This window comes from Nonomuraea sp. NPDC003727, assembly GCF_053586935.1.
In genome coordinates this window covers 469,807-487,681 of the sequence record NZ_JBSFNE010000002.1, presented here as the reverse complement: position 1 = coordinate 487,681, position 17,875 = coordinate 469,807, and the positions used below count along the sequence as shown (strand labels likewise).

The 17,875-nt window shown below is 71.8% G+C and carries 20 protein-coding genes; 8 read left to right on the top strand and 12 right to left on the bottom strand.

All coding sequences use genetic code 11. The annotated features are described in order from the left end of the window. Positions 1-18: 18 nt before the first annotated feature. Positions 19-696, top strand: coding sequence for a copper homeostasis protein CutC (locus ACWDLG_RS07505; RefSeq protein WP_354906757.1), 678 nt, complete (start codon positions 19-21; stop codon positions 694-696). Between the two features lie 48 nt (positions 697-744). Here ACWDLG_RS07505 and ACWDLG_RS07500 read toward each other — a convergent pair whose 3' ends face one another. Genes ACWDLG_RS07500 through ACWDLG_RS07475 form a run of 6 tightly spaced genes read right to left on the bottom strand, consistent with a single transcriptional unit; the run spans position 745 to position 7,980 of the window. Then, a complete protein-coding gene (locus ACWDLG_RS07500) occupies positions 745-1,890 on the bottom strand; it encodes a DUF6986 family protein (protein ID WP_449917026.1) in 1,146 nt (381 codons plus the stop codon). A gap of 32 nt (positions 1,891-1,922) precedes the next feature. Further along, positions 1,923-3,233: an FAD-dependent oxidoreductase gene (locus tag ACWDLG_RS07495; protein ID WP_449917023.1), complete on the bottom strand. Its 1,311-nt coding sequence runs from the start codon at positions 3,231-3,233 to the stop codon at positions 1,923-1,925. Between the two features lie 21 nt (positions 3,234-3,254). Beyond that, positions 3,255-4,400: a class I adenylate-forming enzyme family protein gene (locus ACWDLG_RS07490; protein ID WP_449917020.1), complete on the bottom strand. Its 1,146-nt coding sequence runs from the start codon at positions 4,398-4,400 to the stop codon at positions 3,255-3,257. Positions 4,401-4,432: 32 nt separating this feature from the next. Continuing rightward, positions 4,433-5,893 carry an AMP-binding protein gene (locus ACWDLG_RS07485; RefSeq protein ID WP_449917018.1) on the bottom strand — a complete coding sequence of 487 codons (1,461 nt, stop codon included), beginning with the start codon at positions 5,891-5,893 and terminating at the stop codon, positions 4,433-4,435. Positions 5,894-5,944: 51 nt separating this feature from the next. Next, positions 5,945-6,937, bottom strand: coding sequence for a hypothetical protein (locus ACWDLG_RS07480; protein ID WP_449917016.1), 993 nt, complete (start codon positions 6,935-6,937; stop codon positions 5,945-5,947). Continuing rightward, positions 6,934-7,980, bottom strand: a complete 1,047-nt coding sequence (locus ACWDLG_RS07475; protein ID WP_449917014.1) for an LLM class flavin-dependent oxidoreductase — start codon at positions 7,978-7,980, stop codon at positions 6,934-6,936. The genes ACWDLG_RS07480 and ACWDLG_RS07475 overlap by 4 nt, the downstream gene beginning before the upstream one ends. A 160-nt stretch (positions 7,981-8,140) precedes the next feature. Between ACWDLG_RS07475 and ACWDLG_RS07470 the strand changes: the two genes are divergently transcribed. After that, positions 8,141-8,626, top strand: a complete 486-nt coding sequence (locus tag ACWDLG_RS07470; protein WP_449917012.1) for a hypothetical protein — start codon at positions 8,141-8,143, stop codon at positions 8,624-8,626. Between the two features lie 30 nt (positions 8,627-8,656). On the opposite strand, the gene ACWDLG_RS07465 is transcribed toward ACWDLG_RS07470, so the two are convergent. Next, positions 8,657-9,571, bottom strand: coding sequence for an IS982 family transposase (locus ACWDLG_RS07465; RefSeq protein WP_449917010.1), 915 nt, complete (start codon positions 9,569-9,571; stop codon positions 8,657-8,659). A 72-nt stretch (positions 9,572-9,643) separates the two neighbouring features. Beyond that, complete coding sequence (locus tag ACWDLG_RS07460; RefSeq protein WP_449917007.1) at positions 9,644-10,564, bottom strand: acyl-CoA dehydrogenase family protein; 921 nt, start codon at positions 10,562-10,564, stop codon at positions 9,644-9,646. Between the two features lie 100 nt (positions 10,565-10,664). On the opposite strand from ACWDLG_RS07460, the gene ACWDLG_RS07455 reads away from it, so the two are divergent. The 3 genes from ACWDLG_RS07455 to ACWDLG_RS07445 all read left to right on the top strand — a co-directional run bounded on the left by ACWDLG_RS07455 (position 10,665) and on the right by ACWDLG_RS07445 (position 14,082). Beyond that, positions 10,665-11,297 (top strand): hypothetical protein, encoded by a 633-nt coding sequence (locus ACWDLG_RS07455; protein ID WP_449917005.1) that lies wholly within the window; start codon positions 10,665-10,667, stop codon positions 11,295-11,297. Between the two features lie 57 nt (positions 11,298-11,354). Beyond that, a complete protein-coding gene (locus ACWDLG_RS07450; protein WP_354906747.1) occupies positions 11,355-13,100 on the top strand; it encodes a proline--tRNA ligase in 1,746 nt (581 codons plus the stop codon). A gap of 127 nt (positions 13,101-13,227) precedes the next feature. Next, positions 13,228-14,082 carry an alpha/beta fold hydrolase gene (locus ACWDLG_RS07445; RefSeq protein WP_449917004.1) on the top strand — a complete coding sequence of 285 codons (855 nt, stop codon included), beginning with the start codon at positions 13,228-13,230 and terminating at the stop codon, positions 14,080-14,082. On the opposite strand, the gene ACWDLG_RS07440 is transcribed toward ACWDLG_RS07445, so the two are convergent. The 4 genes from ACWDLG_RS07440 to ACWDLG_RS07425 form a co-directional block, all read right to left on the bottom strand. After that, a complete protein-coding gene (locus tag ACWDLG_RS07440) occupies positions 14,079-14,285 on the bottom strand; it encodes a DUF4236 domain-containing protein (RefSeq protein ID WP_354906745.1) in 207 nt (68 codons plus the stop codon). The two genes, ACWDLG_RS07445 and ACWDLG_RS07440, sit on opposite strands and share 4 nt — an antisense overlap. A gap of 66 nt (positions 14,286-14,351) precedes the next feature. Continuing rightward, a complete protein-coding gene (locus ACWDLG_RS07435) occupies positions 14,352-14,558 on the bottom strand; it encodes a DUF4236 domain-containing protein (RefSeq protein ID WP_449917001.1) in 207 nt (68 codons plus the stop codon). Between the two features lie 97 nt (positions 14,559-14,655). Continuing rightward, a complete protein-coding gene (locus ACWDLG_RS07430; protein ID WP_449916998.1) occupies positions 14,656-15,114 on the bottom strand; it encodes a ferritin-like domain-containing protein in 459 nt (152 codons plus the stop codon). A gap of 178 nt (positions 15,115-15,292) precedes the next feature. After that, positions 15,293-15,727 (bottom strand): hypothetical protein, encoded by a 435-nt coding sequence (locus ACWDLG_RS07425; protein WP_449916995.1) that lies wholly within the window; start codon positions 15,725-15,727, stop codon positions 15,293-15,295. 310 nt (positions 15,728-16,037) lie between these two features. Here ACWDLG_RS07425 and rimP point away from each other — a divergent pair, with 310 nt between their 5' ends. Genes rimP through ACWDLG_RS07410 form a run of 3 tightly spaced genes read left to right on the top strand, consistent with a single transcriptional unit; the run spans position 16,038 to position 17,837 of the window. Next, positions 16,038-16,541: a ribosome maturation factor RimP gene (rimP, locus tag ACWDLG_RS07420; RefSeq protein ID WP_449916993.1), complete on the top strand. Its 504-nt coding sequence runs from the start codon at positions 16,038-16,040 to the stop codon at positions 16,539-16,541. Between the two features lie 11 nt (positions 16,542-16,552). Next, the gene (nusA, locus tag ACWDLG_RS07415) at positions 16,553-17,557 is read left to right on the top strand and encodes a transcription termination factor NusA (RefSeq protein ID WP_354906740.1); all 1,005 of its coding nucleotides are present in this window, start codon (positions 16,553-16,555) and stop codon (positions 17,555-17,557) included. Further along, entirely contained in the window at positions 17,541-17,837 is a 297-nt protein-coding gene (locus ACWDLG_RS07410; protein ID WP_449916990.1) for a YlxR family protein, read from the top strand. Before nusA ends, ACWDLG_RS07410 begins: the two co-directional genes overlap by 17 nt. Positions 17,838-17,875: the final 38 nt, after the last annotated feature.

Here is a 17,875-nt window from a genome sequence, read left to right as displayed (position 1 = left end):
GGCGATAACCTCTCTTTCATGACCGGATCCTTGCTCGAGGTGATCGCGCTCGACGCGCGCGACGCCGTGGCCGCGGAAGAAGGTGGCGCCGACCGTGTCGAGGTCGTCGCCGACATGGCGGCCGACGGTCTCACCCCCGCGACGGAGACGGTCGCGGCGATCGCCAGAGCGTGCTCGCTGCCCCAGATGGTCATGCTGCGCACCGACCCGAACTTCACCTCCGAGTCGCTCGACAAGCTCGTCCCCAAGGTGAAGGAACTGGCCGAAGCGGGCGCGGCCGGGTTCGTCTTCGGCTTCCTGACCGCCAAGGGCGCCGTGGACCTGGAGGCGACCGAGGCGCTCATCCACGCGGTCTCACCGCTGCCGTGGACCTTCCACCGGGCCGTCGACCACGCCGCCGACGTGCAGGCCGCCTGGCGGGCCGTACGGCTGCTGCCGAACCTGGCGACCGTGCTGACCTCGGGCGTGCCCGCCGGCGTCGCCGAGGGGCTGCCCGTGCTCAAGGCGCGCGCGGAGGCCGGCGACGCCGGCCTGATCCTCGCCGGCGGCGGGCTCAAGCTGCCCCACATCCCCACGCTGCTCGACTACGGCGTGCGCGCCTTCCACGTAGGCAGCGCGGTGCGCCCCTCGTGGACCGCCCCCGTCGAGGCCCGCCGCGTCGCCCAGTGGCGCTCCCACATCGACAGGGACCTCTGAACCCACAGGACCCGCTGACTCGACAGGGACCGCTGACGGCGGCGCCGGTCAGCCGAGCGCCGAGTCCGCCCGGTGCAGGGCGGCCACCAGGGTCTTGATCGTGGCCGGCTCGTCCATCACGCCGCCGCCGGCCGCGCTGCGCTCCTCCCAGGCCCGCACCCGGGCGGCGTACGCGTCGTAGTGCGCCAGGTGGAAGGCATGGACGGTGGCGAACCGGGACACCAGGTGCGAGGGGTGCATGTCCCACCCCTGGTAGTAGCCGTGCGCCAGCGAGTGCCTGACCAGGGCCGCGTGCCTGCGCCACAGCGCGTGCACGTCCGCCGTCGCGGCCGAGGCGGGCGAGGCGGCCAGCGAGCCGTCCGACAGCTCGACCCCCGTCCCCGCGAACGCGGTCTGCATGACGTGGCGGGCGTGGTCGCAGGCGGGATGGTCCAGGCGCTGCTCGTGCGGCGGCAGACCGAGCGCGGCGGTGTAGTCGAAGACGCCGAAGTGGGCCGCCGCGAGCCGTCCGCCGAGCGACTCGGCCAGGTCGGAGCGCAGGAACAGCACGGTCTGCGGGGCCTCCACCTGGATCTCGAAGCGCAGGGGGGCGGCGAGCCCGAGCTCGCTCTCCAGGGCGGCCAGCACCTGCGCGAACTGGCGCAAGTACTCCTCCATCAGCACCTTGGGGAAGGTGACCGTGAAGCCGGGCGGCAGCTCGCCGGCCCGGTCGAGCAGCTCGACGAGGAACAGCTCCAGCGTGCGGATCGAGCGGTCGGGGTCGCCGTCGGCGAACGACTTGACCCGCAGCCCCCACCGGCGCGGCAGGCCGCCCTCGGCGTGCAGGCGGGCCAGCGCCGCCGCGGCCGCGACCGCGTCGCCGTCCTCGGCCCCCGGCCGCACGCCGTAGCCGTCCTCGAAGTCGACGCGCAGGTCCTCGACGGGCTCGGCGGCCAGCTTGGCGGCCACCCGCGCGTGCACGTCGGCCGCCAGCGCCGGGGGCAGCCCGAACACCTCGGCCATGGCGGCGGCGTCGGGCAGGTGGTCCTTCATCAGGTCGAGCGCCTGGCCGCCCCACGAGGAGGGCGTCGAGGAGGAGAACAGGTCGGCGGGGACGTAGACCGTGTGCACGGGCTGCCAGCCCGGCTTCGGCGCGGGATAGCGGGCCTGCTGGACCCGGTGGACGTCCGCGAAACCGGCGACGGTGATGCGCATCGTCACACGCTACCGAGCGCCGAGCGTCATGGTCACGGCGGTACGGGGGCCGACCGGCCGCAGGCGGCCAGCATCGCCTCCAGGCCGACCAGCTTGACCCGTTCCCCCCTGCCGAGCGTCCTGGCGAGGGCGACCTCGGCCGCCTCGATGGCCAGCCAGTCCTCGTAGGTGACGGGCCTGACGCCGCGCTCGGCCAGCAGGTCGTCGATGCGGGCGACCGCGCCCGACGGGGCGTCGGCCAGCAGCGTACGGACGGTCTCGGCGGCGTCGGACTTGTTGGTGCCGATGACGCCGGTCGGCCCGCGCTTGAGCCAGCCCGCCACGTACTCGCGCTCGTGCACCCGGCCGGCGACGTTCGGCACGGTCATCGTCTCGGTGGAGAACGGCACGCCCGGCAGCGGCACGCTCTGGTAGCCGACCGAGCGCAGCACCATCCCGACCGGCAGCGTCTCGAACTCGCCCGTGCCCACCACTCTGCCCTCCTCGGACAGGCGCGTGCGCTCCAGGCGCAGGCCCTCCACCCGGCTGGTGCCCAGGATCTCGACGGGACGCAGCCAGAAGCGCACGTCCAGCCTGCGGGGGCGGCCCACCGGCGGGCGCTCCGACCACGACCGCAGCACCTCGATGTTGCCCCTGATCTGGCGAGGGAAGTCGGCGCCCAGCACCACCGCCTCGTCCGGCCGCACGCACACGTCGGCGTTGCCGACCTCGCCCAGCTCCCGCAGCTCCTTCAGGGTGAACTTGGCGTGCTCGGGCCCGCGCCGTCCGATCATGTGGATCGCCTTGACCTGGCTGTCGGCCAGCCGGGCCAGCACCTCGTCGGGCACGTCGGTACTGCTGAGCTCGTCGGCCGTCTTGGCCAGGACACGCACCACGTCCACGGCCACGTTGCCCACGCCGATCACGGCGACCTCGGGGCTGTCGAGCTCGAACATGTCGGGCGAGACGTCGGGGTGGCCGCAGTACCAGTTCACGAAGTCGGTGGCGGCGACGCTGCCGCGCAGGTGCTCGCCCGGGATGCCCATCTTCCTGTCGACCATCGCGCCCGTGCAGTAGACGACGGCGTCGTAGCAGGCCAGCAGGTCCTCGACGGAGACCTCGGCGCCGAGCGTCAGCCCGCCGAGAAACCGGATACGCGGGTCCTCGAGGACCCGCCTGAGGTAGTTGGCGATCGACTTGATCGAGGTGTGGTCGGGCGCGACGCCGTATCTCACCAACCCGAACGGCGTGGGCAGCCGCTCGAGCACGTCGACCTCGACCGGTTCCCTCGACTGCTTCACCAGCGCCTCAGCCGTGTAGATGCCGGCGGGGCCCGATCCGACGACTGCCACGCGCAACGACACGCTGCCTCCTCGGTGGCGACGCTATGTTCGTGATTGTGTACCGACCAGACGCAGGCGGCCAAGCTCGTCCAGGAATCCCGTATCGCCCGTCCTGACGAACCCGTCCTTGGCGAACACCCTCGCGTCCCCGTCTCCGACGTACCCGCTCATGACCGCCTGCGACCGCAGCAGCACCTCGCCCTTCTCCCCGGCGGGAAGCGGGTGGCCCGCGGGGTCGCGGACGGACACGTCCACGCCGGGGCGCGGCCTGCCGACGGTCAGCTCGGCGTCCTGCGGCGGGTCGTCGGGGCGGGTGCCGAGCCCGAGCCCCGCCTCCGTGCACAGGTAGCGGTTGCAGACGGGCACGCCGAAGCGCGTCCGCAACCGCCTGATCAGCTCGGGCTCGGCGGGTCCCCCGCTGGACAGGACCAGGTCGAGCGAGGGCGGCTCGCCCGGCACCTCCAGGATGGCGGCCAGCTGCTCGGGCGTGCCGTGCAGCACCCGCAGCCGCCGCTCGCACATCAGGCGCAGCGCCGCCTCGGGGTCCCAGCGCGGCAGCACGTGCGTCGTCCTGCCGGTCTGCAGGAACGCCGGCAGCCGGGTGGCGAAGGCCATGTGGCCCATCGGGTGCCACAGCAGGCGGGAGTCGCCCTGGCCCCAGCGGGCACCCGCCCCGTGGGCTCTGATCGCCTCCAGTTGCCGCTCCCCGAAGACCGCCGCCTTGGGCGGGCCGGTCCTGCCCGAGGTGTGGGTGATCACGACGGGCCGCCCGGGGTCGGGCGGCAGCGGGGGCGGCGGCGCCTCGTCCCTGGCCAGCCCGCCGAACCCGGTGCCGGCCAGCGTCACGACGTCGAGCCCCGGCAGGGCCGGCAGCAGGCCGGGAACGGTGACGACGATCAGCGGATCGAGCCGGGCGAGCAGGCGCACCCTCAGGGGATGGTGCGGGTCGACGCCCGCGGCGACCGCGCCGATCTTGACGGCGGCCACGTAACAGACGACGTACTCGGGACCGTCGGGCAGCACGAGGGCGACCACGTCGCCGATGCGTGTCCCGCGGTGGGCCAGGCCCGCGGCCACCTGGTCGGAGAGGCGGTCGAGATCGGAGAAGGACAGTCGGGAGATGCCGGAGTCGACCGCCACACGCCCCCCGAACCTGCGCGCGGCCTCCCCGGCCAGCAGGCGCAACATGGCGACTCCTGACGAAAAGGCGCACGAGATTCCTACCCGCCCCGTGCCGCCTCACGCAGGGCGATCTTGTCCAGCTTGCCGGTGGCGTTCACCGGCAGCTCGTCGAGGACGAACACGCGGCGGGGCACCTTGTAGTCGGCCATGTTGGCCTTGGCCCACGCGCGTAACTGCTCCTCGCTCACCTCGGCGCCCGCCCTCGGCACCACGTAGGCCCACCCCGCCTCGCCCGACCTGTCGTCCGGCACGCCGATCACCGCGGCCTGGGCCAGCGACCCCTCGTGCAGCAGCAGCGACTCGACCTCCGCGGGCGAGACGTTGAACCCGTTGACGATGTAGAGCTCCTTCTTCCTGTCCACGATCGTCAGGTTGCCCGCCGCGTCGAGCACCCCGATGTCGCCGGTGTGCAGCCATCCTCCGGCGTCGATCACCTCGGCGGTCTTGTCGGGCTCGCCCCAGTAGCCGCGCATCACGCCGTAGCCCCGCTGCAGGATCTCGCCGCGCTCGCCCTGCGGCACCTCCTTGCCCATGGCGTCCACGATCTTCACCTCGATGCCGGGCACCGGCCGTCCCGCCGAGCCCGCGATCACCTCGACGGGGTCGTCGTGCCTGGTCATCGAGACGACGGTGCCCTCCATGAGGCCGTAGGCGTTGATCATGCGTTCGAGACCGACGCGCTCGACCAGCCGGGTGACGAGCGAGGCGGGCACGGCCGCCGCCCCGCAGATGGCCACCCGCAGCGACTTCACGTCGCACGGCCGCCGGTCGAGCTCCTCCAGGAGGCGGGCGAAGAGCGTCGGCGGCCCCGCCAGGATGGTGATACCGCCACTCTCGACGAGCGTCATCAGGGCGTCGGGGCTGAAGGCCGCGACGGGCATCATCGTCGCCCCGCGCATCACGCACGCCAGCAGCCCCGCGTTGAGACCGAAGCCGTGGGCGAAGGGGGCGATCACCGGGTAGCGGTCGCCTTCGCGCAGCGTGACGATCTCCGACCAGTCCCAGTAGCCGCGCAGGACCTGGGCGTGGTCGAGCATGACGCCCTTGGGGGTTCCCGTCGTGCCCGACGTGGACATGATCTCGCACAGGTCGTCCCCCCGGACGGCCAGCGCCCTGGCCTCCGCCTCCGCCACGCTCGCCAGCGCGCCCCGGACACCCTCGAAGGGCCGTACGTCGGGCAGACGGTCCTCGCCGATCAGCATCGACACCCCGGTCCTGCGGGCCAGCTCGGCCGCCTCCAGCCGTTTCGCGCGGGCCGAGATCGGCACCAGGACTGCCCCGGCGTCCCACACGCCGAAGGCGTGGACCGCCCACGACAGGTCGTTCGGCCCCCAGACGGCCACCCTGTCGCCTGCCCGCACGCCCTGGGCGATGAGCGCGCGGGCCACCGTCCGGGCGCGCTCGCGCAGCGCGGCCATGCCGAACTCGAGGGTGACGGGCGCGTCGGGACGCTCCCTCGCCCGCTCGCGCAGCATCCGGGGGATGGTTTCCCACTGCATGACGTGCTCCTACACGAGTGCTGCTACACGAGTCCTGCTACATGAGTGCTGCTACACGAGGGCGCGGTCCCTGCCGAGGTGGTGGCCGCGGTGGTCGGTGAGGATCCCGGGCGTCGCGGTCTCCACCGCCTCGGGCGAGACCTCGACGGCGATGGAGACGGGGGTGAGCGCCGCCAGGGCCTGCTGGATGCGGGCGCGCCACATCGGGTTGGCGACGAGGCTCTGCCGCGCGAAGGTCACGGTGAGCGTGGCGGAGTCGAGCGTGCCCTGCCTGCTGACGGCCAGCTCCCAGCCCGACACCCCGTCGACCTTCGACAGCGCCTTCTCGACGCGCGGCAGCGAGACCCAGACGCCGCGCACCAGCACGTGGTCGCCGACGGTGTGGGCGAGCCGTCCCTCGACGGTGACGTGCCCGGTGCGGACCGCGGTCTCGCCGTACGGGACGACCAGTTCGGCACGGCCGTCGGTCACCGTGGCGTCCTTGTCCAGCGCGCCGAACGCCAGCACGCCGTCGGCGAGCGGGACCAGCGGCTCGGCCTCGCCGGCCCGCCAGGCCAGCGCGCCGCCGGAGAAGGGGCTGGAGTAGACCTCGCTCACCTCGGCGGCGAACTCGGCGGCCAGGTGGCCGAGCGTCCGGCGGCCGGCGATCTCGCCGGTCAGGACGATGGTCCGCAGGCCCAGGTCGAGCGGGTCCAGCAGGAACTCCAGGTGCAGCCTGGCCAGGAAGTCCATCGCGCCCGTGGGGGTGGCCACCAGCGCCGTGGCCCCGAGCGCCTGCAGCGCGTGGTGCAGCCGCATCCTGCCGCGCGGCCCCACCGAGGCGGCGGCCTCGGCCACGCCGGCGGCGGCCGCGGCCCACAGCCCGCCCGCGGGCTCGGCCAGCGCCACCACCACCCTGTCGCGCTCTCCCACGCCCGCCGCCCTGAGCGCCTGCGCGGTCAGCTCGGGCCGCAGCGGGAAGGCGAAGGAGGCGTCGGGCGCGAGGTGGAGCAGCCCTGTGGCGCTCCGCGGCGCCAGGTCGTCGCGGGTCAGCCACCGGGTCACTGCATCACCTCGGTCATGAAGACGTTCATCGAGTCGCAGACCAGCTCGTGGGCCAGCCCGCCCACCTGGCACTGCAGGATCAGGTCGGTCGCGCCCGCCTCGGCGATGCGGGCCACGGCCTTGCGTGAGCCCTCCACGTCGTCGACCACGACCATCAGGTGCTCGCGCAGCGTCGCCATGGCCTCCTCGGGTGGCATCCCGGCCGCCAGCTGGCCGAGCACGCGGTGGGTGGCGTGCCGGGCGTCGTAGTAGTCGGGCGGGGTGACCAGGTTGACCTGCCGGCGGATGTACCACAGGACCGCGTCGGCGGCCTCCTCGCGCGCGGTGCCGACGTACCACGGGATCATCAGCGCCACGCGCCGCGTGGCGGGGTCGAAGCCGTTGTCGGCCAGGCACTCCTTGTAGCGGGCGATGTCGGCGGCCACGTCGTCGACGCCCTTGAGCATGGTCATGCCGAGCAGGTTGTAGCCGTGCCTGGCCGCGGCCAGATAGCCGTCGAGCGAGGTGGACGCCACCCACACCGGCGGGTGCGGCACCTGGGCGGGGCGCGGGTAGACCGCTACGTCGGGGATCTCGAAGTACTCGTTCGACCTGCTGATCGGCTCGCCGTCGGCCCGCCAGATGTCCAGCGTCGCGGCCAGGCTGTCCTCCCAGATCTGGCGCGACTTCTCGAACGGTCGCTGGAAGGCCTGGTACTCCAGCGGCGAGGCCCCGCGTCCGGTGCCGAACTCCACCCTGCCGCCGCTCAGCACGTCGAGGGTGGCCACGCGCTCGGCCGTCCTGATCGGCGACTGGAACGGCAGCAGCACCACGCCGAGTCCCAGATGGATGCGGGTGGTGCGCTGGGAGATCGCCGCCAGGACCAGGTCGGGCGCCGAGGAGTGGGAGAAGCCGCGGGTGAAGTGGTGCTCGACGAACCACGCGGTGTCGAAGCCCAGGCGGTCACCCAGGACGACCTGCTCGATCACGTTCTCGAACGCCTGCTGTTCGACCTCGCGGGTCCGCCCGCGGACCTCCAGCTCGTATCCCAGGCTGATCCGCATCCACGCCTCCCGATTGATAACCAAGCGCTCGCTTGGTTGAGCGTAGCAGCCGACCCGGACTTGCGGGAAGGGCGCGGGGAGATCAGAGTGAGTGTCCGTGAGCGCGGAGAAGCGGCGAAAGCAGGGGCTGAGGCGGTCGAAGGACGGCACGCACCCGGAGATGAGAACGCGTCGCGCCCGAGAGGCTTCCGACGAGCCGGCCTTCGTCGAGGCCCGCAGGTTCGAGGCGTTCGGCAGGGTGATGGCGGCGCTGGCGAGCGAGGCGGAGTTCATCGAGTCGTGCCGCGACCTCACCTGGTGGCGCGGCGCCGACCACAGCTGGCACATCTCCTGGCGCGACGGCCCCTACGCCGGCGAGGTCGCCGCGCTCCTGGCCGAGCATGTGGGTGAGGACGTGGGCGAGGACGTGGCCGAGCATCTGGGTGCCTACGGCCGCGCCGGAGACCTGGTCGGCCCGGCCGGTACCGGCGCCCGCTCCTCGGCCGTGCTCGAGGTGATGGGGGTGCGCTTCGAGCTGCGCGCCGTCGATCCGCTCGGCAGGTCGAGGGCCGGTGCGCGGCCGCAGTTCTGGCGGCTGACCGAGGCGCTCGACACCACCCGCAGCGGCAACGCCAGGCGGCCGTGGGAGGAGCTGCTCGGCGGCTAGATGACTGATTCCAAGCCGTACGGCTGAGCGTCAATGGTCGTAGGCGGTGAGGGATCGGGCGGTGGGCCGGCCGGTCTTGTCGGTGTGCCAGATCGCGGTCGTCAGAGCCAGGATCCGGATGATCACTCGGATGGTGACGCCGGCTGGGGTGCGTGCGCCGTGGCGTTCCAGGTTGAGTTGGCCCTTGAAGGTCTGGTTGATCGATTCGATGGTCTGGCGTAATGGCTTGAACAGGTGCGCTCCGGCTCGCGGGGCCTCGCCCTTGCGGGCCTTGCGGAGCAGGCTTATGCCCGCACCGGCCAGGGTGTGTTCGAAGTCGCGGCCGTAGTACTGCATGTCCGCGATCAGGTGTTGGCCGTGGTGGCGGGCCGGCAGGTCGGGGTCGGCGTGGAGCATGCCGAGCAGGGTGGTGCGTTCGTCGGCCTTGGCGCCGGTCAGGGCGAAAGCGACCGGCAACCCGCCCAGCGTGCACAGCAGGTGCAGGCGCAGGCCCCAAAACCAGCGGGAGTGGGAGGGGCAGTAGCCGTACTCGGCCCAGCCGGCCAGGTCGCTGCGCTGGGCGGTCTGGCGTGAGCGGCCGCACTCGACGGGGGTGGAGTCGGCCACCCAGACGTCATCGCTCCACAGCGAGGTGTCCCGGCCGAGGATGCGGATCATGTGCAGGACCAGGCCGGTGGCGGCGCGCAGCCGTTTGTTGTAGCCGCTTTGGCCGGGTAGGTAGGGGAACATCCCGGTCAGGTGAGCGCGGGCGTAGCGCAGCCAGCGCCGCTCGGAGGTGAAGCCGAGCAGCGCCGACATCACCGCCAGTGTCACCAGTTCGGCGTCGCTCAGGATGGGCTGGATACCGATCTGGGGGCGTTCGGGGGCGAGGTCCGGGAAAGCGATCAGTTGATCGTCGATCTTAACGTACAGTGCGGTGGCGAGGGTGTTCAGTTCTGTCGTCACACACGGATCTTGGACACCCTCGCTGCATGTTCGCAGCCAGACTCGGAATCCTCAGCCCTTGGAATCAATCATCTAGCCGATCTCCAGGCGCGCCCGGTGCGCGCGGGGCGGGCCGAACAGCTGGGCGTCGGAGGTGGCGCGCTTGAAGTAGCGGTGGGCCGCGTGCTCCCACGTGATGCCGATCCCGCCGTGGATCTGGATGCTGTCGCCGGCCGCCTTCAGGTAGGCCTCTGAACAGTAGGAGCCCGCGATCGCCGCGTTCTCCCTCGTCGGCTCCCGCGCCGCCGCCCACGCCGCCGACCGCGCCGACTCCACCACCAGCAGCAGGTCGGCCAGCCGGTGCTTGATCGCCTGGAAGGAGCCGATGGGGCGGCCGAACTGGTGGCGCAGCTTGGCGTAGGCGGTGGCCTCCTCCAGGCACCTGCTCGCTCCGCCCACCTGCTCGGCGGCCAGCGCGACCACCCCCAGGTCGCGGACCCGCTCCCAGCTCGCGCCGTCGCCTGCCCGCCGTACGGGGACGTGGTCGAAGGACAGTGCGGTGAGCGGGCGGCTCTCGTCCATCGTCGCGTACGGCACGCGCTCCGACGGCTCGGCCTCGACCAGCCGCCCTCCCGCGTAGACGAGCACGGTCTCGGCGTCGAGCACGTAGGGCGCCCGGCCGGTGAGCCGCTCGCCCTCAAGGACGCAGGAGTGCTCGCCGGGCAGCACGACGGTGGCCGTGCGCGTCCCCTCCGCGATCGCCCCGAGCAGCGCCGGATCGTCGGTTGCGGCGGCGGCCATGACGGCCGTCTGGAGGAAGGGGTGCGGCGACAGCGCTCTGCCGATCTCCTCGGCCACGACGGCCAACTCGCGGATGCCGCATCCCGCTCCGCCGTACGCCTCGGGGACGGCGAGCCCCGCTGTCCCGAGTTCGCCCGCGAAACGCGCCCACGGCGCGTGCGGATGGGCGGCGAGAAAGGACCGGACGGTCGCCCGCAGCTCGGAAAGGCTCACGAAAGCCGATGCTAACCAAGCAATTGCTTGCTATGCCAGTGACCTCTGGTTGACCGAAATTTACTTTGGCTGTAAGTCCGCATAGTCTGATTAGTGCACTATGGAGAAGTTTGTTCTTGATTACGCTGATTTCGCCGAATATGACCGGCGACAGCGCGCCATTCAGCGCCACGTGCTGGCCGCCTTCCTCGGGGGAGTGGTGGTCGGCTTCATCGGCGCGCTCGTCGCGCCCATCGACCCAGGGATCTACGACCCCTACGTCTACTTCGCGCTGCCCATCCTGGTGGGCGCGACCGCGAGCGGGTTCGGGTGGGCTCTGCTGGCCACCTTCCTCGCCGTCGTCACCACCCTGGTGGCGGCCATGGGAGGCAGCGCGCTGCGCGGCGACCTGGGCTTCGACGCCATCGGCGACACCGCCGTGGGGCTCAACATCCTGGTCGCCCACCTGGTGGTGCTCGGCCTGCTCGCCTACGTCACCCGCAGGCGCGACCTGTGGGGCGACCTGGCCACCGGCATCATCTCGGGACTGATGCTCGGCGACATCATCGACCGCGCCACCCCCGGCGGGCTCGACTGGCACGCCGGCTTCTGGCCCGCTCCCGCCCTCGGCCTCGCCGGCCTCGCCCTCCTCAGCCTCATCGCGCTCCGGCGCACCACTGCCGGCAGGCTGCGCGCCGCCGTGGTCGCCTGCGTGGTCACGGGAGCCTTGGCGGGCGCGCTCCTGGCCCTGTAGCGGGGGAAAGTCGGTAGCCTGTAGGTCTTCACCTCCAGTCCCTAACGAGGAGTAGCCGTGTTGCTGCGCATGTCGTCGTTGTTGCTTCGCACCCTGCGGGACGACCCGGCAGACGCGGAGGTCCCGAGCCACAAGCTCCTCGTCCGTGCCGGCTACGTCCGCCGCGTGGCGCCCGGGATCTACTCCTGGCTCCCGCTGGGCAAGATCGTCCTGGAGAACGTCACCCGCGTCGTCCGCGAGGAGATGAACCGCATGGGCGGCCAGGAGGTGCTCTTCCCCGCCCTGCTGCCCCGCGAGTTCTACGAGTCGACGGGCCGCTGGACCGAGTACGGCGACACGCTCTTCCGCCTCAAGGACCGCAAGGGCGGCGACTACCTGCTCGGGCCCACCCACGAGGAGCTGTTCACCGACATGGTGAAGGGCGAGTACTCCTCCTACAAGGACTACCCCGTCACGCTCTACCAGATCCAGACGAAGTACCGCGACGAGGCCAGGCCCAGGGCGGGCATCCTGCGCGGCCGCGAGTTCCTCATGAAGGACTCCTACTCCTTCGACCTCGACGACGACGGCCTCAAGCGCTCCTACGAGCAGCACCGCGAGACCTACATCCGCACCTTCGACCGCCTCGGCATCGACTACAAGATCTGCTTCGCCACCTCGGGTGCGATGGGCGGCTCGGCGTCGGAGGAGTTCCTGGCGCCCACGCCCACCGGCGAGGACACCTTCGTCAACTGCCACCACTGCGGCTACGCGGCCAACGCCGAGGCCGTCGTCACGCCCGCGCCCGCCGTCAGGCCGCTCGAGGGACAGCCCGCGCTGCAGGTGCTCGACACCCCCGACACCCCGACCATCGAGACGCTGGTGTCGTTCGTCAACGCCGAGCACGGCCTCGGCATCACCGCGGCCGACACCCTCAAGAACGTCGTCGTCAAGGTCACCACCCCCGGCTCCGACAAGGCCGAGACGCTGATCATCGGCGTGCCCGGCGACCGCGAGGTCGACTTCAAGCGCCTGGAGGCCGCCCTGGCCCCCGGCGAGCCCGCCATCTTCGAGGCCGACGACTTCGCCAGGCACCCCGGCCTGGTGCGCGGCTACATCGGCCCGCAGGTGCTCAAGGACCTCGGCATCCGCTACCTCGTCGACCCGCGCGTGGTCACCGGCACCTCCTGGGTGACCGGCGCCAACGAGCAGGGCAGGCACGCCGCCAACGTCGTGGCCGGCCGTGACTTCTTCCCCGACGGCACCATCGAGGCCGCCGAGGTCCGCGCGGGCGACGCCTGCCCCCGCTGCGGCAACGAGCTGTCCATCGACCGCGGCATCGAGATCGGCCACATCTTCCAGCTGGGCCGCAAGTACGCCGACGCCGCCGGGCTCGACGCCCTCGGCCCCGACGGCAAGCCGATCAGGATCACGATGGGCTCCTACGGCATCGGCGTCTCGCGCGCCGTGGCCGTGATCGCCGAGCAGAAGTACGACGAGCTCGGCCTGGTCTGGCCGCGCGAGGTGGCCCCCGCCGACGTCCACATCGTCGGCACGGGCAAGGAGAACCAGGTCGAGGTGGCCGTCCAGCTCGCCGAGGAGCTCGAGTCGCGGGGGCTGCGCGTCCTGGTCGACGACCGGCCCTCGGTCTCGCCCGGCGTCAAGTTCAAGGACGCCGAACTGCTCGGCCTGCCCACCATCCTGGTCATCGGCCGCGGCCTGTCCCAGGGCGTCGTCGAGCTGCGCGACCGCGCGTCGGGGACCAAGGAGGAGATCCCGCTGGCCGAGGCCGCCGAGCGCGTGCTCGCCGCCTGCCGCGGCTGAGCCGCCCCTGACGGTACGGCGGGCGGCCGCCCGCCGTACCACCGGTGGCCGCCTGTCCGGCTCGCCCGCCCTGGCGCGAGTTCGGCGTCCGCCGTTACATCACCGCCTCACGGGCAGCTGTGTCCCCGTGAAGCATCGACACATCGACGTGGACGGGGTGCGGACCTTCTACCGCGAGGACGGCCCCGAGGACGCCCCTGTCGTGCTCCTCCCGCACGGCTACCCGTCGTCCTCGTTCCAGTACCGGCACTTCATGCCCGCGCTGGCCGACCGGTGGCGGCTGGTCGCGCCCGACTATCCCGGCTTCGGCTACAGCGCCACGCCCGCGGACTTCCCGTACACCTTCGACGGCTACACGACGTTCCTCGACCGGTTCGCCACCCTCCTGGACCTCCGGCGCTACGCCCTCTACCTGCACGACTACGGCTCGCAGATCGGCCTGCGGCTGGCCATGACGGCGCCCGGGCGCGTCACCGGTCTGATCATCCAGAACGGCGACATCTACGAGGACGAGTTCGGCCCCAAGTACAAGCCGCTCCAGGACCACTGGGCCAACCCCACCCCAGCCGGCCGCGCCCGCCTCAGCCAGGCGGTCAGCCAGGAGGGGTTCATGGACGAGTTCGTCGGCGAGGTGGCCGACCACCTGGTCGAGCGGATCAGCCCCGACCTGTGGCGGCTGTCGTGGCCGCTGATGGACACGCCCACACGGCGCGAGATCGCCGTGGGGCTCATGGAGGGGCTGAAGGAGAACCTCGAATGGTTCCCCCGCTACCAGGCCTATCTCGGGGAGCACCGGCCCCCGACGCTGATCGTCTGGGGGCCGCAGGACGGCTACATGCCCGAGGGCGCGGCCCGCGCCTACCTGCGCGACCTGCCCGACGCCGAGCTGCACCTGCTGGAAGGCGGGCACTGGGCGCTGGAGACGAACCTGACGGAGATCGTCGCCCTCTCCCGCGACTTCCTGGCCCGCCTGCCGCGCTAGTAGCGGTAGTGGCGGTGCCGGCGACCGCCGAGGGACTTGCTGAGGTGGAAGCCGCCCGGCAGCCGGAGCGTGAGGTGGCGGCGGCCGTCAGGAGTGGTGCTCACGTGGAACCTGTGGTTGCCGAAGCTGTGCCCGACCCCGTGCCGAGACAGGTGGATCCTGAACGGTCCCACCTTGATCGACTTGCGGTAGTGCCAGCCCATCGATCCTCCTAGGGGAAAAGTCCGTGGTGCCGGGAAAACGACCGGCACCACGGCAGAGTTCCCAGGTCAGCGGTGACCACTGCGCCCCAGGGTCTTGCGCCAGTGGAAGCCGCCCGGCAGGTTCACCGACAGGGTCCGCCGCCCGTCGGCGGTCCTCGTCACGCGGAAGGCCCTGGTGCCCCAGCTGTGGCCGACCCCGCCACGGGACAGGTTGAGTCGGAACGGGCCTATGTTGATGGACTTCTTGAAGCTCCAGCCCATGAATGCCTCCATCGGGGGGAATATGACCCGCCTCGGCTACCCATGACGATCGTTTCCAACCTGTCCCGAGGGTGAGAGGGCCACCCGCCCGCCCGGGGCGAGCGGGGTGTCAGCGGCTCGGCGCCGGCGCCGGGGTCGCCTGCGGCGCACCGGCGCGCGGGGGCATGCCGGGGAAGGCCGTGCTGACCGCGGGGCGGAAGCCGTACGACCTGACGGCCGACTCCTGCATGGCCAGCGCCGCCAGGCGGCGCGTCGCCGGCTCGCTCGCGGCGGCCAGCTCCAGGTAGGCCGCCGTGATCCCCGCCTCCACCTGGACGGCCAGCCGGACGGCCGCCGCCGCGGAGCCGGGCACGGAGGGCAGCGTGTAGGCCGCCTCCGGCTCGGCGGGCTTGCCACCCGCGGCCGAGACGAGCGCGCGCAACTGGTCGCGCCTGGCCCGGTGGGCGTCGAAGGCGGCCGTCACCTTGTCACGCAGGTCGCCCGTCGTGCGCGCGCCCATCAGGCCATAGGCGTAGACGGCCGCGTGCTCGGCGGCCAGCGCCTTGTTCACGGCCTGCACGTCTGTCACCGCGGACTCCCTCCGGCCTCGCCTGCCGTCTCCATGAGCCCCACCTGAAGAGCCTCCGTGCGCCTCGCCTGCGGAGCCCTCGTGTGCCTAGCCGGAAAAGGCCCCGTGCGCCCCGCCTGCGGAGCCCGCATGCGCCCCGCCGCGCCGGGGACGGGGCCTCCGGGGGATCCGGCGGCGCTCACAGCGACCTCGGCAGCGCCTGCGCGTGCAGCGCCTCGCAGGCGCCGATGCTGGCGATCAGCTGGGCCAGGGCGGGGGAGGCGGTGCCGAGCTGGCGGGCGCGCGTGGCGGCCGCCTTCCGCTCGGCCTCGCGCAGCCTGCTCAGCGACGCCCTGGCCGGTTTCTTCGACGGCGACGGCGGCGCCGAAGGGGTGGCCGAGGCGGTGGGCGCCGGCTCGGCGGGCAGTCGCCTGCGCAGCTCGGCCAGGTGCTCCTCGTGCCGGGCCAGGAACGGCGCCAGCTTCGTCTCGCCGGCCTTCACCAGGACGGTGTAGAGATCGATCGTGCGCTCCTTGCCGGCGATCAGCTCGCGCAGCAGGAGATGCTCAGGGTCGGGCGCCTTCGGGGCGGCCGGCTCGGGGGTGCCGGCCGTACAGCCGGAGAGCGCCGCCATCGCCGCGCTCCCGGCGAGCACGGCGCGCCGGGACAGGGGAGGTGAGGACGACCTCCGGTCGGATGAGGAAGGCACAGTGCATCGTAAGGGGTGGGGCGGGCCGTTGGCGCGTTCCGCCTGTCGTGCCGTGATGCGATGCCGAGGTGTGATGCCGAGGTGCGGTAGGGTCTCGCTCTCGTGAGCCCGCGCCGCTCGAGCGTGTCGAGTGGCGCTCTTTCCGTGCCCTGGTGCGGATAGGGTATGAGCAGTCGTCGACTGAGCGGCCGCCACCACGGGCGGTCATGGATCGCAACACAATAGGGAGGTCGATATGGGCAGCGCATCATCCCGCGACCACCTGATGAAGCTCCTGGAGCCCGTCGTCGCCACCGCAGGTCTCGACCTGGAGGACGTGACGGTCACCCGCGCGGGCAGGCGAAGCGTGCTGCGCGTGGTCGTCGACAAGGACGGCGGGGTGACGCTCGACGACATCGCCGAGGTCAGCCAGGCCGTGTCCGACACGCTCGACGGCGACGACACGATGGGCCAGGCGCCCTACACGCTCGAGGTCTCCTCGCCGGGCGTCGACCGCCCGCTCACCGAGCCGCGCCACTGGCGCCGCGCGGCCAAACGCCTGGTCAAGGCGGAGCTGCGTGACGGCGGCCTGGTCGAGGGCCGCGTCCTCGGCGCCGACGACGACGGTGTGGAGATCGACGTCGCGGGCGCGCTGCGCAGGATCGACTATCAGGACCTGGCCCGAGGACGGGTGCAGGTGGAATTCCGCCGGTTCGAGGACGAGGAAGACGACCTCGACGACGACGGCGACGAGGGCTAAGGGGGAGCCTCGTGGACATCGACATGAGCGTCCTGCGCAGCCTTGAGCGGGAGAAGGACATCTCCTTCGACCTGGTCGTGAAGGCGATCGAGGACGCGCTGCTGATCGCCTACTTCCGCACGGAGGGCGCCGCGGCGAAGGCCAGGGCCGAGCTCGACCGTGCCACCGGGCACGTCACGATCTACGCCGCCGAGCTCGACGACGACGGCGACATCGTCAGGGAGTACGACGACACCCCCGGCAACTTCAGCCGCATCGCGGCCACCACCGCCAAGCAGGTCATCCTGCAGCAGCTGCGCGACGCCGAAGACGAGATCAACTTCGGCGAGTTCGCCAGCCGCGAGGGCGAGCTGGTCTCCGGCGTGATCCAGCAGGGCCAGGACCCGCGCGTGGTGCTCGTCGACCTCGGCAAGATCGAGGCCGTGCTGCCCCACAACGAGCAGGTGCCAGGGGAGGACTACGTCCACGGCGAGCGCATCCGGGCCTACGTGGTGCAGGTGAAGAAGGGTCACAAGGGCCCCTCGGTGACGCTGTCGCGCACCCACCCCGGCCTGGTGAAGAAGCTCTTCGCGCTGGAGGTGCCCGAGATCGCCGACGGCACCGTCGAGATCGCGGCGGTCGCCCGCGAGGCGGGACACCGCACCAAGATCGCGGTGCGTTCCCGCAAGTCGGGCGTCAACGCCAAGGGCGCGTGCATCGGTCCGATGGGCTCACGCGTGCGCAACGTGATGACCGAGCTGCACGGCGAGAAGATCGACATCATCGACTGGTCGGAGGACCCCGCGGACTTCGTCGGGAATGCCCTGTCGCCGGCGCGCGTTTCTCATGTCGAGGTTCTCGACCTGGACGGCAGGGTGGCGCGGGTCACCGTGCCCGACTACCAGCTCTCCCTGGCCATCGGCAAGGAAGGGCAGAACGCCCGGCTCGCCGCACGGCTGACGGGATGGCGGATCGACATCCGTCCGGACACCCAGGCGGATGATCCCGCCGGTTCCGTAGATGCGTCCAAGCGGTAAGCTGGAATATGGTGGCCAGGCGGCCCCGCTGAGAACGTGCGTGGGCTGCAGGGTTCGCACGGCTAAGTCCGAGCTGCTCCGTCTGGTGCTGGTCAAGGGCCATGTGGTCCCTGACCTGCGCGGACAGCTCCCTGGCCGGGGTGCATCGCTGCATCCTGACCTGAGCTGTCTGGAGCTCGCCGAGCGTCGCCGAGCGTTTCCGCGCGCTTTTCGCGTGCCGGGGCCGCTTGACGTCTCGCGACTGCGAGCGCACCTGGAGGGAGAACCACATGTCATGTAGGACGCCGAGTTGATGGGCGGAGTCAGATTGCTATGAGC

Excerpts from the sequence above, each read along its gene's own strand:
- ACWDLG_RS07505 (WP_354906757.1), top strand. The coding sequence starts at position 19 with ATGACCGGATCCTTGCTCGAGGTGATCGCGCTCGACGCGCGCGACGCC.
- ACWDLG_RS07455 (WP_449917005.1), top strand. The coding sequence starts at position 10,665 with ATGGAGAAGTTTGTTCTTGATTACGCTGATTTCGCCGAATATGACCGG.
- rimP (WP_449916993.1), top strand. The coding sequence starts at position 16,038 with ATGGGCAGCGCATCATCCCGCGACCACCTGATGAAGCTCCTGGAGCCC.
- ACWDLG_RS07410 (WP_449916990.1), top strand. The coding sequence starts at position 17,541 with ATGCGTCCAAGCGGTAAGCTGGAATATGGTGGCCAGGCGGCCCCGCTG.
- ACWDLG_RS07475 (WP_449917014.1), bottom strand. The coding sequence starts at position 7,980 with ATGCGGATCAGCCTGGGATACGAGCTGGAGGTCCGCGGGCGGACCCGC.
- ACWDLG_RS07500 (WP_449917026.1), bottom strand. The coding sequence starts at position 1,890 with ATGCGCATCACCGTCGCCGGTTTCGCGGACGTCCACCGGGTCCAGCAG.
- ACWDLG_RS07490 (WP_449917020.1), bottom strand. The coding sequence starts at position 4,400 with ATGTTGCGCCTGCTGGCCGGGGAGGCCGCGCGCAGGTTCGGGGGGCGT.
- ACWDLG_RS07485 (WP_449917018.1), bottom strand. The coding sequence starts at position 5,893 with ATGCAGTGGGAAACCATCCCCCGGATGCTGCGCGAGCGGGCGAGGGAG.
- ACWDLG_RS07440 (WP_354906745.1), bottom strand. The coding sequence starts at position 14,285 with ATGGGCTGGCACTACCGCAAGTCGATCAAGGTGGGACCGTTCAGGATC.
- ACWDLG_RS07435 (WP_449917001.1), bottom strand. The coding sequence starts at position 14,558 with ATGGAGGCATTCATGGGCTGGAGCTTCAAGAAGTCCATCAACATAGGC.
- ACWDLG_RS07425 (WP_449916995.1), bottom strand. The coding sequence starts at position 15,727 with ATGGCGGCGCTCTCCGGCTGTACGGCCGGCACCCCCGAGCCGGCCGCC.
- ACWDLG_RS07470 (WP_449917012.1), top strand. The coding sequence starts at position 8,141 with ATGAGAACGCGTCGCGCCCGAGAGGCTTCCGACGAGCCGGCCTTCGTC.